Source organism: Acinetobacter lwoffii, assembly GCF_015602705.1.
Taxonomy (GTDB): Bacteria; Pseudomonadota; Gammaproteobacteria; order Pseudomonadales; family Moraxellaceae; genus Acinetobacter; species Acinetobacter lwoffii_E.
Window position 1 is genome coordinate 2,750,114 of record NZ_CP059081.1, and the last position, 15,056, is coordinate 2,765,169.

Annotated in this window: 15 protein-coding genes and 5 tRNA genes; all 20 read right to left on the reverse strand. The window is 45.1% G+C overall.

Translation table 11 applies throughout. From position 1 onward, the window contains the following. Positions 1-90: 90 nt before the first annotated feature. Positions 91-624 (reverse strand): transcription termination/antitermination protein NusG, encoded by a 534-nt coding sequence (gene nusG / locus H0S56_RS13050; RefSeq protein WP_004278615.1) that lies wholly within the window; start codon positions 622-624, stop codon positions 91-93. A gap of 7 nt (positions 625-631) precedes the next feature. Further along, positions 632-1,072, reverse strand: a complete 441-nt coding sequence (gene secE, locus H0S56_RS13055) for a preprotein translocase subunit SecE (protein ID WP_005245824.1) — start codon at positions 1,070-1,072, stop codon at positions 632-634. A 74-nt stretch (positions 1,073-1,146) separates the two neighbouring features. Next, positions 1,147-1,222, reverse strand: a tRNA-Trp gene (locus H0S56_RS13060). 52 nt (positions 1,223-1,274) lie between these two features. After that, positions 1,275-2,465: an elongation factor Tu gene (tuf, locus tag H0S56_RS13065; protein ID WP_004646112.1), complete on the reverse strand. Its 1,191-nt coding sequence runs from the start codon at positions 2,463-2,465 to the stop codon at positions 1,275-1,277. Between the two features lie 150 nt (positions 2,466-2,615). Continuing rightward, positions 2,616-2,690 (reverse strand) — tRNA-Thr (locus H0S56_RS13070). Between the two features lie 17 nt (positions 2,691-2,707). Then, positions 2,708-2,783: transfer RNA gene (locus tag H0S56_RS13075), tRNA-Gly, on the reverse strand. Between the two features lie 38 nt (positions 2,784-2,821). Next, positions 2,822-2,905, reverse strand: a tRNA-Tyr gene (locus H0S56_RS13080). 56 nt (positions 2,906-2,961) lie between these two features. Next, a tRNA-Thr gene (locus H0S56_RS13085) sits at positions 2,962-3,037 on the reverse strand. Between the two features lie 98 nt (positions 3,038-3,135). Next, positions 3,136-4,629 carry an anthranilate synthase component I gene (trpE, locus tag H0S56_RS13090; RefSeq protein WP_195725247.1) on the reverse strand — a complete coding sequence of 498 codons (1,494 nt, stop codon included), beginning with the start codon at positions 4,627-4,629 and terminating at the stop codon, positions 3,136-3,138. A gap of 108 nt (positions 4,630-4,737) precedes the next feature. Continuing rightward, entirely contained in the window at positions 4,738-5,406 is a 669-nt protein-coding gene (locus tag H0S56_RS13095; protein ID WP_195725248.1) for a phosphoglycolate phosphatase, read from the reverse strand. A 78-nt stretch (positions 5,407-5,484) separates the two neighbouring features. Continuing rightward, positions 5,485-6,144, reverse strand: coding sequence for an FHA domain-containing protein (locus H0S56_RS13100; RefSeq protein WP_004729299.1), 660 nt, complete (start codon positions 6,142-6,144; stop codon positions 5,485-5,487). Positions 6,145-6,206: 62 nt separating this feature from the next. Further along, positions 6,207-8,489: a type II secretion system secretin GspD gene (gspD, locus tag H0S56_RS13105; RefSeq protein WP_195725249.1), complete on the reverse strand. Its 2,283-nt coding sequence runs from the start codon at positions 8,487-8,489 to the stop codon at positions 6,207-6,209. 38 nt (positions 8,490-8,527) lie between these two features. Further along, on the reverse strand, positions 8,528-9,382 hold the full coding sequence (locus H0S56_RS13110) for a type II secretion system protein N (protein WP_195725250.1): 855 nt from the start codon (positions 9,380-9,382) through the stop codon (positions 8,528-8,530). Beyond that, entirely contained in the window at positions 9,382-10,125 is a 744-nt protein-coding gene (gene gspN / locus H0S56_RS13115) for a type II secretion system protein N (RefSeq protein WP_195725251.1), read from the reverse strand. The genes H0S56_RS13110 and gspN overlap by 1 nt, the downstream gene beginning before the upstream one ends. A gap of 182 nt (positions 10,126-10,307) precedes the next feature. Further along, positions 10,308-10,634, reverse strand: coding sequence for an H-NS histone family protein (locus tag H0S56_RS13120; protein ID WP_026055760.1), 327 nt, complete (start codon positions 10,632-10,634; stop codon positions 10,308-10,310). Positions 10,635-10,775: 141 nt separating this feature from the next. After that, on the reverse strand, positions 10,776-11,204 hold the full coding sequence (locus H0S56_RS13125; protein ID WP_195726094.1) for an acyl-CoA thioesterase: 429 nt from the start codon (positions 11,202-11,204) through the stop codon (positions 10,776-10,778). A gap of 8 nt (positions 11,205-11,212) precedes the next feature. Then, positions 11,213-12,406 carry a heme biosynthesis protein HemY gene (locus tag H0S56_RS13130; protein WP_195725252.1) on the reverse strand — a complete coding sequence of 398 codons (1,194 nt, stop codon included), beginning with the start codon at positions 12,404-12,406 and terminating at the stop codon, positions 11,213-11,215. Positions 12,407-12,412: 6 nt separating this feature from the next. Then, complete coding sequence (locus H0S56_RS13135) at positions 12,413-13,252, reverse strand: hypothetical protein (protein ID WP_195725253.1); 840 nt, start codon at positions 13,250-13,252, stop codon at positions 12,413-12,415. After that, a complete protein-coding gene (locus tag H0S56_RS13140; RefSeq protein WP_195725254.1) occupies positions 13,249-14,028 on the reverse strand; it encodes a uroporphyrinogen-III synthase in 780 nt (259 codons plus the stop codon). Before H0S56_RS13140 ends, H0S56_RS13135 begins: the two co-directional genes overlap by 4 nt. Next, a complete protein-coding gene (gene hemC, locus H0S56_RS13145) occupies positions 14,028-14,951 on the reverse strand; it encodes a hydroxymethylbilane synthase (protein ID WP_005105424.1) in 924 nt (307 codons plus the stop codon). Before hemC ends, H0S56_RS13140 begins: the two co-directional genes overlap by 1 nt. Positions 14,952-15,056: the final 105 nt, after the last annotated feature.

Sequence of the window (15,056 nt, forward strand, 5' to 3'; positions counted from 1 at the left end):
TTAAGGCTCCCCAATGATTTCAAGTAACGATACCGTTACAACAACAATGCCTGACTTATAAATAAGTCAGGCGTTTTCAACCCATACAAATTAAACTGATTTTTCGACTTGACGAAATTCCAATTCAACTTGAGTTGGTCGGTTAAATACATTAATAGTCAGCGTTAAACGCGACTTTTCGTACTGAACTTCTTCCACCACACCTTTAAAGTCGGTGAATGGACCGTCAACCACGAGTAATTCTTCGCCTGGCTCAAACATCGTCTTAGGACGAGGCGCTTCACCAGTATTGCGTACACGCGCAAGAATCGCATCTGCTTCTTTTTGCGTAATCGGTGCCGGTTTTTCAGCCGTACCACCAATAAAACCTAAAACTTTTGGACATTCTTTAACAATGTGCCAAGTATCATCGTTCATTTCCATTTCGACTAAGACATAGCCAGGAAAGAACTTACGCTCTGATTTACGCTTCTTGCCATCCTTCATTTCTACCACTTCTTCGGTAGGAACAAGGACTTCACCAAAGCTATCGGCAACAGCGCTACGCTGGATTCGATCATTAAGCGAACGCATCACTTGTTTTTCATAACCTGAATAGGCATGAATAATGTACCAACGTTTCATAGCTCTCTTACCCGATAATAAACTTCATTAACCAGCCTAAAATATAGTCAAAACACCACAATAAGATGGATGCAATTACGACTACAACAAGAACTTGCCAAGATGTGGACATAGTCTCTTGTTTGGTAGGCCAGGTCACTCGACGCAACTCAATTCGTGCATCTTTCAGCAGACGAATAAAGCCTTTGCCTTGATGGGTGGCGTATAATAAACCGAATGCTGCAACGATACAAGCCAAAATCACCCCAACGCGCACCCAAACATCATTCGCAGGTGCCCAATACGCTGGTAAATATTGGTTTACCATCATTGCACCAACCAATAAAATCAAGGCGATAACCCATAGAACCATGTCTAATGGAGAACCAGAACTTACATCTACTGCAGGATTATTTCTTTGAGGAATTGCCGCTTCGCCTAATGCGTCGCGTGATTTTTCATTCGACATTTTTGTACTCGTCGTAGGTTTCGCGACTTATTATATGACCAATTTTGCCGACATCAAGCGTCTTTTTAAAAACTTGGCAGGTCAGGAGGGACTCGAACCCCCAACATTCGGTTTTGGAGACCGACGCTCTACCAATTGAACTACTGACCTGCAAAACAACAAGTTGGAGCCTAAACTCCAACCTGTTTGTCTTATTCTATGATTATGCAGTTACTTTAGCAACCACACCAGCACCAACCGTACGACCGCCTTCACGGATCGCAAAACGTAGACCTGGGTCCATTGCGATCGGGTGGATTAGCTCTACTGACATCTCAACGTTGTCACCAGGCATAACCATTTCCACGCCTTCTTTAAGCGCGATCGCACCAGTTACGTCCGTAGTACGGAAGTAGAACTGTGGACGGTAACCGTTAAGGAATGGAGTGTGACGACCACCTTCTTCTTTAGAAAGTACGTATACTTCTGCATCGAATTTAGTGTGTGGCTTGATCGCACCTGGTTTAGTCAATACTTGACCACGTTGTACGTCTTCACGCTTAGTACCACGAAGAAGAACACCACAGTTCTCGCCCGCACGACCTTCGTCAAGAAGTTTACGGAACATCTCTACGCCAGTTACTGTAGTAGTTTGAGTATCACGGATACCAACGATTTCTACAGACTCACCTACTTTAACGATACCAGTCTCTACACGGCCAGTTACTACTGTACCACGACCAGAGATTGAGAATACGTCTTCAATTGGCATAAGGAATGGAAGGTCAATTGCACGCTCTGGCTCTGGAATGTAAGAGTCAAGTGCTTCAACAAGCGCAACTACCGCTGGCTCGCCGTATTGGCTGTCATCACCGTTAAGCGCAAGAAGAGCAGAACCACGAATTACTGGAGTGTCATCACCCGGGAAGTCGTAAGTAGAAAGAAGTTCACGAACTTCCATTTCAACTAGCTCAAGAAGCTCTTCATCGTCTACAAGGTCGCATTTGTTCAAGAATACAACGATGTAAGGTACACCTACCTGACGAGAAAGCAGGATGTGTTCACGAGTCTGTGGCATAGGACCATCAGTCGCAGCACATACAAGGATCGCGCCGTCCATCTGAGCAGCACCAGTAATCATGTTTTTAACATAATCGGCGTGGCCCGGGCAGTCTACGTGAGCGTAGTGACGAGTTGGAGAATCGTATTCTACGTGTGAAGTATTAATTGTAATACCACGTGCTTTTTCTTCTGGTGCAGAGTCGATTGCAGCGTAGTCTTTCGCTTCGCCACCGAATTTCTTCGCACATACAGTTGCAATTGCAGCTGTTAAAGTTGTTTTACCATGGTCAACGTGACCAATTGTGCCCACGTTAACGTGTGGCTTATTACGTTCAAACTTAGCCTTAGCCATGTTAATCTTCCTCGTTTACGTCGAACACAATTCTGAGTAAAACCCAGCTCCGACATATCGTTTAAAAAAACCGAACACCAAATACTTGAAAAGCAGACTAAATAGCCTGCTTTTGGAATTTCTTTGCAACAAAGTTGCTAAACTGTAATCTGGAGCTCTTATCGAGATTTGAACTCGAGACCTCTCCCTTACCAAGGGAGTGCTCTACCACTGAGCTATAAGAGCAAATATTAGTACTTCAATGGAGCGGGAGACGAGGGTCGAACTCGCGACATGTAGCTTGGAAGGCTACCGCTCTACCAACTGAGCTACTCCCGCACGATGTTGGTACAAACCACTTATTGAAGTCTTAAAATTGGTGGTGAGGGAAGGATTCGAACCTTCGAAACTTTCGTAGCGGAGTTACAGTCCGCCCCCTTTGACCGCTCGGGAACCTCACCATTTTTTACACTTACATCAGTGCTGTTCTTTACTTCACACTACCAAACTTCTAATATGGTGCCGGCACACGGATTCGAACTGTGGACCTACTGATTACAAGTCAGTTGCTCTACCAACTGAGCTATGCCGGCGTTTCTTAGTGTTTCGTACGTTTCGTATCGGAACGGTGTGCAGTTTAGCAAAACTCAGAATCCTTGCAAGTGTTTTTTTCAAAAAAAACGTCAAAAACTCATAAAATCAAACCATTTGATGATAATTCAACCGCTTTGATCACTGCGCGAGCTTTTATTTGGGTTTCATTCCACTCAGATTCAGGATTTGAGTCGGCAACTAACCCTGCTCCAGCCTGAACATAGACCTTATTTTCGCGAATGACACAGGTACGAATCGCAATCGACATGTCCATTTCGCCGTGCCAGCCTAAATAACCAACAGCGCCACCGAAAATTCCACGTTTTACCGGCTCAACCTCGTCAATAATTTCCATCGCACGGATTTTTGGTGCACCTGAAAGTGTACCTGCTGGGAAAGTTGCCTTAAAAACATCCAGGGCATCGACATCATCACGTACTTCACCCTGCACATTGGAGACAATATGCATCACATGCGAATAACGTTCGATCACCATTTGATCAGTCACCTGCACTTTGCCAATTTTTGCGATGCGTCCCACATCATTACGTCCCAAGTCAATCAGCATGACATGTTCAGCAATTTCTTTTTCATCAGACAATAAGTCTTGCTCAAGCGCCAGATCTTCTTCTTTGGTTTTGCCGCGTGGACGGGTCCCCGCTAATGGACGAACTGTGGCAATTCCATTTTCCAGACGGGACAGAATTTCCGGTGAAGAACCGACAATATGGAATGGCGTGTTGTTTTCCAAGGTCTGCCCTTGCACCAGGAACAAATACGGTGATGGATTGAGATGACGCAGCGCACGATACACTTGTAGCGGATCACCATCGAAATCAGAGACCATCCGGTGCCCCGGCACCACCTGCATTACATCACCGGCACGAATATACTCTTTGACCTTTTCGACCGAAGCAATGAAGTTGTCATGTCCGGTGAGGGACTCAAAATGTGGCGGCGTATGTTTTTCAGCTTTAAGGCTGATGGGCGTGGCCAGAATATTTTCCAATTCATTTAATTGTTCATGTGCTTTTTCATAAGAACCGGGGGTAGTGGCATCCGCATGTACAATTAAGAACAAGGTATCTTTCAGGTTATCAAAGACAATCACTGTTTTAGAGAGCATCATCCAGATGTCGGGTAAACCGACCGGATCTGCTTCCGGTACATTTTTTAATTTCGGCTCGATATAGCGCACCGCGTCATAACCAAAGTAACCGACTAGTCCACCAGTAAAACTCGGTAAGTCCGGCAATTCTGCCTGGGTAGGCACCTTAAATTGAGCCTGAAAGTCTCGAATATATTGAAATGGGTCAGCACAATGCTGCTTTTCAATCGAAGCATCTGCGTGCTGTATCGTTAGCTCGCCGGCGTTGCAGGAAAATACGGTAGATTCACCTAATCCGATAATCGAATAACGTGCCCAGTTCTCTCCCCCTTCTACAGACTCGAATAAATAAGCCTGCTGATGCTGTTTGAGCCGAGCAAAAATAGAAAGTGGTGTATCGGTATCCGCCAGACGCTGACGATAAACAGGAATGAGGTTATAGCCTTGCGCAGCAAGTTGCTGGAATTGTGCTTGAGTGGTCATGCGGTTTTTCTCTTTAAATTAGGGTTACTCAGTATGTAAATAGAATTGAACTGAGCGACGCCATCGAAAAACCTTACAACTATTCATTTTCTTTCCTTAGTACGCGTATTAGGCAAGTAATTCTCTAAGATCATCCACAATCTGCTGTGGCTGACAATCTGCAATATTTTCACCATGATTATAGCCATAGCTGACTACAACACAATCAATCCCGGCGCGGCGCGCAGCTTCGACATCATTGGAAGAATCTCCAATAAGCAAAACCTGTTCTTTACTTACGCCATAATGTTCAACACAGTGCAGCAACTGGCGTGGGTGCGGTTTACGTTCAGTAAAACGGTCACCACCAATGGTATCGGCAAAATAATGAGCCATATCCAAGGTATCTAATATACTGCGGGCAGGAAGTTCAGGCTTATTGGTCACACAAATCAGGGTTTTACCTTGGGCTTTGGCCCAGTCCAGAAATTTCAGGATTCCCGGAAAAGGAACGGTATCGACACAGGGATCGACATTATAGATATCCAGAAAAGTCGTTAAGAGTTCCTGATGCTGTGCCGGCGTAACTTCGCCAACCAGATGCTGCAATACACTCTCACAAAATATCGCCGTGCCCTTGCCTACCCAGGTCCGTACCTGTTCTTCGGTCACCAGAGGCAATTGCAGCACATTCAGGCTCATATTCATGGCGCGATACAGATCATGTGCTGAATCCACCAAGGTACCATCCAGATCAAACAAGATCAGTTCACGCTTTTCTAATTGTGCAATAGACATCCCGACCCTCTTTTATAATGTTCGCAGCCACAAAAAAGGCATGCGCTATGCATGCCTTGATTGTAACCAATCATCAGCTTATTTGAACAACAACCAAGCCATAATTGCCAAAATAATCAGCACAATCACTGAAATCAAACCTACAGATACATTTTTCTGGGTTTCTTTTTCCTGTTCTACACGTGATACAGGCTGCTCAACCGGAATTGGGGTAGGCTCTGGTTTTACCGCATTAATGTCCACGCCTTCCGGAATAGGTGCCGGTTTTGGAATACCGACATTGGTTGGCATGCCATCACGGGTTAATTGTACCGTAGCATCACGATGTTTCAGTTCCGGCATTCCCTGATCATTCATTTGCTGTGCAGGTGTAGGCTCAGCGACTTCGACCTGTTCCACGACTTTTTCTGCCGTTGCTTCAATTTCTGCTGGAACCTCTACTGCAGCCGCAGGCGCCATTACTGAAAATTTCAAGCTGGCAAACTGAACAATGTCATCCTGCTTTAATAAGGTTTCTTGCGCAATCTGCACATCATTGACGAAAGTGCCATTCGATGAACCCAAATCCTGCACCCAGAGCGCATCATCCTTTAGTAAAAATGCCGCATGTTTACGGGAGATTTCCGCAGCCTGTAACACGATATCTGCCGCCTGATGACGCCCCACCAGCATATCACGGTCAATGCTAATTTCCTGTCCTGTTAAGTCGCCTGTAATCGCGTGTATTTTCCAAGTCATGAAAGTTACTTCTCTGTTCTCTTTGACATTATCATAACATGCTGTCTGCAAATGCGAATGACTTAGCTTTTGGGTCTAAGTGTGGTTGTTGTAACGGTATTTTTACTTTTTTCTACCTGTTGGACGGGTTCTACCACTTGTCGCTGAATCACTGGTTCTATCGCTACCGGCGTAACAACTACATTGGCTGGCTGCGCCTGAACGGGTGCGGTCGGCACAGTTTGATAAGTCGAGTTTTGCAATGGCGTTCTGGATACCGGAATGCGCTGCTGATACACATCTTCAACACTTTCTGGTAGCTTGGCAAAGTTCCCATCTGAATCGAGTGCGAGTTGCAGACTATATAGCTGACTATAGCGTTGCTGGGTCAGTTTACGTACTGCATTTTTATCGCCCACGATAGTTGGATGGATAAAGATCAGTAAATTACGCTTCTGATTGGATTTGCCTTCAGAACGAAATAAACGTCCCAAGCCTGGAATTGCACCCAGACCCGGCACCGCTTGGCGTCCATAACTGGTGTTATCTGAAATCAAACCGCCAAGGACAATAGTTTGCCCATGTTCGGCCAGAATTGAGGTTTTGATCGCTCGCTTGCTGGTGACCAGATCCTGCGCCTGCCCTTTACTGGCTTTGACATCAGAAACTTCCTGTTCCACTTCCAAGCGTACCGTACCATCTTCGCCAATATGCGGGACCACCTTTAAAGTGACCCCGACATCCTTACGTTCAATGGTGGTATAGGGGTTGGCCACTCCAGCAGCACCTGTAGACACTGAGCCTGTGACAAAGGGTACGTTTTCACCCACTACGATATAGGCTTCTTCATTGTCCATGGTCACAATCGACGGCGTAGACAACAGGTTGGATTTAGTGGTTTCTTTGAGTGCCTGAATCATCGCACCATACAGACGACGGGAACCATCACTGCCTTCACGATAATCACCGAGTACCAGTGAACTGCCCGCGCCCACGGCACTTGCAGCACCTGCACCACCACCGGTGAGATAACCGGCCGCAATATTTTTCAGACTAGTCCCAAAATTATCGAAGTTCACCAGCCCAATCCCACTGCTGATATCACCCAAGGCCCATTGCACACCGAGTTGATCCGCATCGGTTCCTTCCACTTCAATAATCGCGGCTTCGATCAGCACCTGTTGACGACGGATATCCAGCTGGTCAATTGCTGATTCAATTTCTCGCATCAGTTGTGGATCCGCTTTCACCACCAGAGAATTTTGCGTGGTATCGGCAATAATACTGACGCCATTACCATTAAAACTGGTAATTCCGCCCTGCTCATTATTCATGCCGGTATTCAGCTGAATGCCTGAAGAGGTGTTGCTACTCGAACCGGTAGTCGTATTGTTGTTATTTAAATTACTGCCAGAACTGAGCGAAGACGAGGTCGAGGTCGAGGTCGAGGTCGAGGTTGTGCTACCTGAATTTGAATTACTACTGTTCACCGCCTGCCCGCTCACCAGCCCCTGCAAGATTTCCGCAAGATTTTTGGCACTGGCATATTTCAGACGAAAAACTTTTAAACCGCCCAAACGATCCGCAGCCGGCACATCCAGAGTTTCGATCACTTGACGCACCCGTTTGCGCGTCGTGGGATCACCTTTGATGATGATCCGGTTGGTACGAGTATCTGCAATCACCCGCACCCGTGAACCGCGGACATCTTTAGCTCCACCGGTGGCAGTCATGGACTCGATCAGTCCAATCATTTCCTCAGCCTGACTGGATTGTAAGCTTACCGCCTCAATGTCATTTTGACCGGTACCATCCAGATTGCGAATAATGGTTTCCAACTGGTAAATATTACTGGCACGATCCGACACAATTAAAGCATTTGTCCCCGGCACCGCCGCCAGATGTGCAAACTGCGGCATCAAGGGACGCAATGCAGGAATCAGGTCATTCGGATTGGTATTTTCCAGCCACAACACCCGGGTCACAATCTGGTCACCACTAGCACGGCTTCTGGCATCATAGGGAATGCCTGAGCTTTTGACATTGCTGTCAGGCACCAGCTTGATGGTATTACCCGAAGGAATTGCCACCACACCATTGACATTCAGCACGCCTAAAAACAGGTCATAGACTTCATTTTTATTCAGGGCTTTATTGGAGATGACCGTCACGTTGCCACGTACCCGCGGATCGACTGCGAAGTTTTTGCCGGTAATATCGGCCACTTCATTAATGAATGCAGTTAAGTCAGCATCTCGAAGGTTGATTTTCCAGGTTTGTGCATAACTCGCCGTACTGACTATAGCCATTAACGGTGCGGCCACACAGAATGCCCATGCTGATCGATTATTATTAAATAAAGCCATAAACTTTCGTGTTTCCTAACCCTATGTGTGATGACACATCACTTCAAATCTTGTTGTATGGTCATCACCTGATCACCACGTTTTATTTCGAGTTTGACCTGACCTTCACGTCGGGCCTGTTCCAGTAATTGTGCTTCGGTCTGTCCCTGGCTCAGCGTCTGACCATTTAAAGACAAAATCCGGTCGCCCGGTCTTAAACCCAGGCGATTACGCAATGCAGCCGGCGTCCGTGAAGTCACTTCATAACTACCATCTGCTGCACTAACCCCCATATTCTGTAAATACTGGTTTTTGTTTTCCTGCATCTGCTGGATGGCCCGACCAATTTCATTCTGTGGCGAAGGCTGCTCAGGCATACCACTGTTAGAAGGCATAGCAGGTATTGAACTTGAAGATGCTGATGTTTCCGGCACAATCGGCTGATTCAAGCCATTTTCCAGACCTTTGAATAAGATTTCCTGAGTAGCACCTGTGGATCGACGCAAAATAACCCGATCCCAATGCACTTCAGCCAACTCAAAACCGCTATTGGCCAACATTTCCCCGACACGGTAACGATCGACCTGATCATTGATTTTCAGTACCGCAGAAGAGTTATAACTTGGACTGGCGACCATCACCCCTTGTAAAATGATATTGGCCGTTTCAACCACACCCGCAGACTGCCCAACTTCCTGAAACAGCGAAAATGCACCGATATTCGGAATTTGCGGCTGTTGCGAACCCAGTTCAACCCGCTCCAGCTGCATGGCCTGGGGTGGAGCTATCAGCAACCAGAACAAAGCCGCCAGCTTCCAGCATAGATACAGGATGAGCAGTAACAAAACCACAGGTGCAGCACGATTGAGCTGTTTCAGTTCAATATTTTTTAAATCATTCAGAGAAACTGTCATCAATTCAAGCCTCCCATTAAGGGTTGGCGGGTACTGATCACATAGGTATCTAATCCGGCTTTACCTTCATAAGAAGGTGCATTCATTAAAAAGCGCTGGGTGAGCTGGATATCCAGCATCAGACTCGGATCAAGCTTGATATTCAGCATGCGTTGATCGCGACTATCCCGAACATCAACTAACAGCTGTCCACTTTCATCTGCGAGTTTTCCAGTCATGGCGGGTACATTCATGCGTTCCTGACGCTGAGCAAAGGTATAAATCAGCTCACCACCCGCCCATTGCATTTGTCCGGCCACCTGACTGAAGCCCTGTTCTTTTTTATATTTAAAATCCAGATCTTTAAACTGAATCGCAGTACTCGGCCATTGCCAGTCTGCAAGTTTTTTTAGAGTTTCAGGCGCGACCTGCCCTTCAAGATTTTTGACAATCAAAGACTTATTCAGACTATAAGCCATGATCCCGGAAAGCTGTGTATTGCCACTATGCAAATCAACATGTGCTCCAACCCGCAGCAACAGCAAATCCAGCGGCCGTACCTTCCAGTTCAGACTGCCCCGAAGATTGCCTTTTTTCCAGTCCGCACTTCCCTGCCAGATATTTCCGTTTACATTATGCAAAGTCTGGTTATTTTTATAAAATTTTGAAATTAACCAGGCTGCTGGCACTTGTAATACGACAAAAATAAAAAATGCAACAAGAGCAAGGATCAACCATCTTAAAGTTTTCGGTTTACTGCTCATCCCCACCACGACCAATCGCTCAAGTCCAAATCCCCATTTATAATTTTCCCCTTATACCCACACATTATGCACACTTTTCTGCCAACGCCAATTCATAGATATAAAAAAACCAAGCAGGTATGCTTGGTTTAATGATCATAGACTGTCTGTATGACAGCCTAATGACCAGATCAAATGAAGGCTTAGATCAGGAAATCGTCCAGCTTTGCGCCTTTTTCCAATTCAGCCACCAACCAGCGCGGCTGTTTACCACGGCCAGTCCAGGTATCGTCCGGATTGCTTTTGCTACGGTAACGCGGCTCAACCGACTTACGTGATGATTTTTTACGTTTAGACGCACCAAATTCAAGTAACTGTTCAACTGTCATACCCACTTTCTCGGCAACTGCCAAGATTTGCTGATAAGCGTCTTCAATCTCTTGATCTTTTTTTGAAGCAATCAGTGATTCTGCTTCTGCTTGTAAACGTTTTAACTCTTCTACTGATAAATGCGTAATATCTGGCATAATGCTCTCCGAAAAATAATATTATTCGTTTTGTTAAATAATAGCCCCATCATATTTATATTAAATAAAACATTCAATATAAAACCTTAGACCAATAACAATAAAGTTTAAAAAAAATTACAAATCAAAATGATTCATTCATTTTTAAATTTCATGTTGAACGCTTAATTCAAGTGTTTTGATTTTTTCGCGAATATGTTCCGGAATTTCTGTTTTCTGCATGGTCTTTTTATCGACACAGACAATAAATGCTTCTGAAGTAGCAACAATACTTTGCTGTTTTTCACTCCATAATACATATTGCATTCTAACTGCACTATTACGGATTTCTTCAATACGTGCTGCCACTTTTAAATGATCAGGAAAAACCACGGGTTTTAAATAACGGCACTGATTGGATGCCACTACGGTAGATACCGATTCAGTGAGAATTTCTAATTGGGTTAAATAAGCTAGACGTGCACTTTCGACATAACGGTAATACATGGCATTATTGACATGTCCAAAGGCATCCATATCACCCCATGCAACTGTTTGTTCATAAATAACTGGATATTGTTTTAATTCTGACATCATTATTCTCAAGTCTTAATTTCTATAAAGTTTACATTCGATTCAAATACTGCATTTAACTGCTGTAGCAAGTCCTCCCGATCTTGTAAGGCAGCTTTAATTCTTAAATAACTCATCCGGATATCATCCGGATATAAGTCGAGCAATTGCTGAGCTTGATCTGTATAGCCTGTAGCTTGCAACACATGCCATTTCGCAAAGCTTAAAATCGGTAATGCCGGATATTTGGCTTCCCAGTGCGAAATCTGTTGTGCAATCGCATTATAATCCGGGTTTTGACGCAATAACTGTTGCTGGAACCACAAATAAAAGACATCCTGATTAAATTGCTGTTCCATTAAATGAATTGCAAGCACTTCATGCTCGGCACTCATTTCTGGCATTCTAAATAACAATTTCAACCATAATAATTTGACCGAATATTCACGATCAAATATCTGAGGCTTTAAATCTAAATATCGTTGCTGTAAATAAAATAAATCGTCATGTGTGGCTTGATCATAGGCCAATAATAATTGTTCCAGCCATGTTTTTTTTACTTCTTGGTCTAAATGCCCATATTGGGTCGAACGTAAATATAACCAAGGAAATTGCATGGCAAATACCCCCCATAAGGATACAAGGCGCTGCTCATAGGCGGTTTTAACCTGTATTAACCAAGGTGATAATTCATGCTGATTTAAAAACTCCAAATGGGTAAGTGCTTGTTCACCTTGCTGTTGTGATAAATAAATTTCAATTCGTTGCAATTCTGCCAATTCAAATGCCATCGGACTAGACTGATTTAAAGCAGTTAATGCATGGGTATATTGCTGTTGCCCCCAAGATAAACGTGCATCAATAATATGTTTAAGTAAACCCGACTTGGTAAAAGACTGCTGAATAAAATCCCGCTGATCCTGCGCAGCGTTTAATAACCAGATCACAGCCAATTGTTCATAAGGGTGCAAGAGGGAAAAACTAAAGACCGTTTCAGTTTTACGCTGTTCACGGCTGCGATACTGCTTGATGGCATACCAGATGCAATGCATCAGAAAACTTACACTGACCAAGGATGCGGCCAAAAACCAGAGGGTAGTTTGTAACTGCCACTCGCGCCAATACAGATAGACATAGCCAGCCCCATGTCCATAACTCAGGATACTCAGTCCCGCAATGCCAAGTAAGCAGACAAATAAATAGGCCAGCAGAATCTGTTTCATAAGCAATTAGCCCACTAGGGTGCGTGTGTTTAATAATGGAATCGGAGTAATCGGGGTGGCCCTGATTTGATTCAATTGCTGAATCCATTTTTGGCTCTGTGCATCCGGCAATTGCTCCAAGACTTCAATCACGGCATTCAGTGCTTGCTGAAAAGCGACGGATTGGTCTTTTTGCAAGGTATTTTGTGCGATGAGCAAGCGCAACTGGGCCTCTTTCAGTACCAGATGCCGTTGCATCAAGACTGTGCTTGGCTGATCTGCGGATTCAATCTGAATCCAGCGCTGCCAGAAAGAGCGTTGAGTTTCTGGACGCTGACGATGTGGTGTCTGAATTTCTTTTTCAATTTCAGCATCCATCTGCACCAAGAGTTCTTTTACTTTATTTTGCTGCACTAATCGACTATTCACGAATTTTTTCAGCATATCCTGATCTTTCGCAATCACTTGCTGCAAACTGCTGACCAAGGCAGGCGCTAAAATATAATCATCCAGCTCATTAGATAACTGAGTTAATTTCTCAATCGCAGTGGCGTATTGTTGCTGTTGCAGTGCAAATTCGATCAGATCCAGATGTTGCTGCACCAAGACAATATCATTTTGCGGTGCATCAGTTGCCGCTTCATTTACTGACGCTTTCGCTGAAGTAGCTCCAGCACTTTCCTGCTGAGCAGAAATCTGGCGTTTTAAAGCCACAAACTGATCATTGAGATTGGCATTTTGCTGCTGTAACTGATTAATGCTTTGATTAAATTCAGTCTGTGCTGTATTCAGAACATGAAGGTCGTAGCTGAGCTTGACCAGCCATGACAAACTTAAGATGAACAATACAATGAATAGTTTCTTCATGCGTTCCCTAATATCAGCCCCATTTTCTGCAAGATCGTATTTGCGTCTAAATCATCGATTTTTACGAATTGAAAACTTGCCTGATGCTGCTGTTGATATTCCCCAAGAATAGTGGCCAAACGTGGCCCCAAAACCAAATAACAGACGTGCTGCATGAACTCTGCATCATCCTGCATAAGTGCCAGCCAGTTTAACCAGCTTGCCTCACTGGTGATCAGCACTGCAAAACGCTGCTGTGTCTTAAGCAGCGCCAAATTCTCTGCCAAAATCGTTGCCGTCGTTTCAGGACATTGCCGCCGGTACAAAATAAAGTTTAAAACTTTAATATTGCTGGCACGTAAATGATCCATCATAAATTGACGACCGCCTTCTCCGCGCCAGAAGGCTACACCTGAGCCAGAAGCCAGTTGCTTCAACACAGGCAATTGCAGCATGCCTTCCGAGGTTTCGACCTCAGGCACATGACTATGAATGCCGTAGCTCGCCAATGCCTGTTCAGTGGCTTTGCCCACTGCCACCCAATGCACCTGCGCCAAGGCCGAGAGCTTAATACCCGCCTGTTGTAAATATTGCATGCCAATCTGAGCGGCCGTCGGGCTAACCACCACAATAATCTGTGCCTGCTCCAGCTGCTGATACAAACTCGACAGCTCATCGGAATAAGGCATGGCATGCAGTTCGAGCAAAGGCAATTCTAAAACAGACACTTGCGCTGCCTGTAACTGCTGGGTCAAACCTGCAGCACGATCACTGGGGCGGGTATTAATCAATAACATCAGTGTGAATAGAGTGCTTTCAGCAACTCGCCAGCACCTTGATCAAGCAAGTCTTTTGCCAGCTTCACACCCAATTGCTCTGCATCTGCCGTTTTTCCAGTCTGCTGTGCCCGGAGCAAAACTGCTCCATCGATACTGCCTACACGACCTTCGATTGAAATCACACCCTCTTTGAGCGTGGCATAACCGGCAATCGGCACCTGACAGCCGCCTTCTAGATAGGCATTAAAGGCACGTTCGGCACGTACACACGCATCTGTATCCGCATGCAGGAGTGGCTGAATCAAGTCCAGCACCGTCTGATCATGAGTACGGCATTCCAAACCTAGCGCACCTTGACCCACGGCCGGCAGACTGACTTCAGGCGTCAGAGTATGACGAATGCGTTCTGCCAGACCCAAGCGTTTTAAACCGGCACTGGCCAGAATAATCGCATCATACTGACCAGCATCCAGTTTGGACAAGCGTGTGCCGACATTACCGCGTAAATCGATAATATCCAGATCTGGACGCTGTTTTAAAATCTGGGTTTTACGGCGCAAGCTTGAGGTTCCGACTTTGGCGCCTTGTGGCAATTCTTCAAAACTAGTGTAGGTATTCGACACAAAGGCATCTAAGGGATCTTCACGTTCACAGATCACTGCCAGACTCAGACCTTCGGGCAAGGCCATCGGGACATCTTTCATGGAATGCACAGCCAGATCTGCACGACCATCCAGTAAAGCGGCTTCTAATTCTTTTACAAACAGTCCTTTTCCACCAATTTTAGCCAGTGGTGTATCTAGAATTTTATCGCCCTGTGTAACAAAAGTGACTAACTCAACCTGCAAACCAGCTTGCAAATCTTGTAGGCGCGCACGGATGTGTTCCGCTTGCCAAAGCGCAAGTGGACTTTGTCGAGTTGCAATTTTTAGGGTCTTCATAAATTTCAATAACAGTAAATGAGAACAATAGTCTAAACTTAACCTGCTCACTTGAAAATGCAAGTGAATTTATATAAGTTTCAACTCAATGCTCTCATTCATCCC

Coding starts and splice junctions, on each gene's coding strand:
- nusG (WP_004278615.1), bottom strand. CDS start 624: ATGAAACGTTGGTACATTATTCATGCCTATTCAGGTTATGAAAAACAA.
- secE (WP_005245824.1), bottom strand. CDS start 1,072: ATGTCGAATGAAAAATCACGCGACGCATTAGGCGAAGCGGCAATTCCT.
- tuf (WP_004646112.1), bottom strand. CDS start 2,465: ATGGCTAAGGCTAAGTTTGAACGTAATAAGCCACACGTTAACGTGGGC.
- trpE (WP_195725247.1), bottom strand. CDS start 4,629: ATGACCACTCAAGCACAATTCCAGCAACTTGCTGCGCAAGGCTATAAC.
- H0S56_RS13095 (WP_195725248.1), bottom strand. CDS start 5,406: ATGTCTATTGCACAATTAGAAAAGCGTGAACTGATCTTGTTTGATCTG.
- H0S56_RS13100 (WP_004729299.1), bottom strand. CDS start 6,144: ATGACTTGGAAAATACACGCGATTACAGGCGACTTAACAGGACAGGAA.
- gspD (WP_195725249.1), bottom strand. CDS start 8,489: ATGGCTTTATTTAATAATAATCGATCAGCATGGGCATTCTGTGTGGCC.
- H0S56_RS13110 (WP_195725250.1), bottom strand. CDS start 9,382: ATGACAGTTTCTCTGAATGATTTAAAAAATATTGAACTGAAACAGCTC.
- gspN (WP_195725251.1), bottom strand. CDS start 10,125: ATGAGCAGTAAACCGAAAACTTTAAGATGGTTGATCCTTGCTCTTGTT.
- H0S56_RS13125 (WP_195726094.1), bottom strand. CDS start 11,204: ATGTCAGAATTAAAACAATATCCAGTTATTTATGAACAAACAGTTGCA.
- H0S56_RS13130 (WP_195725252.1), bottom strand. CDS start 12,406: ATGAAACAGATTCTGCTGGCCTATTTATTTGTCTGCTTACTTGGCATT.
- H0S56_RS13135 (WP_195725253.1), bottom strand. CDS start 13,252: ATGAAGAAACTATTCATTGTATTGTTCATCTTAAGTTTGTCATGGCTG.
- H0S56_RS13140 (WP_195725254.1), bottom strand. CDS start 14,028: ATGTTATTGATTAATACCCGCCCCAGTGATCGTGCTGCAGGTTTGACC.
- hemC (WP_005105424.1), bottom strand. CDS start 14,951: ATGAAGACCCTAAAAATTGCAACTCGACAAAGTCCACTTGCGCTTTGG.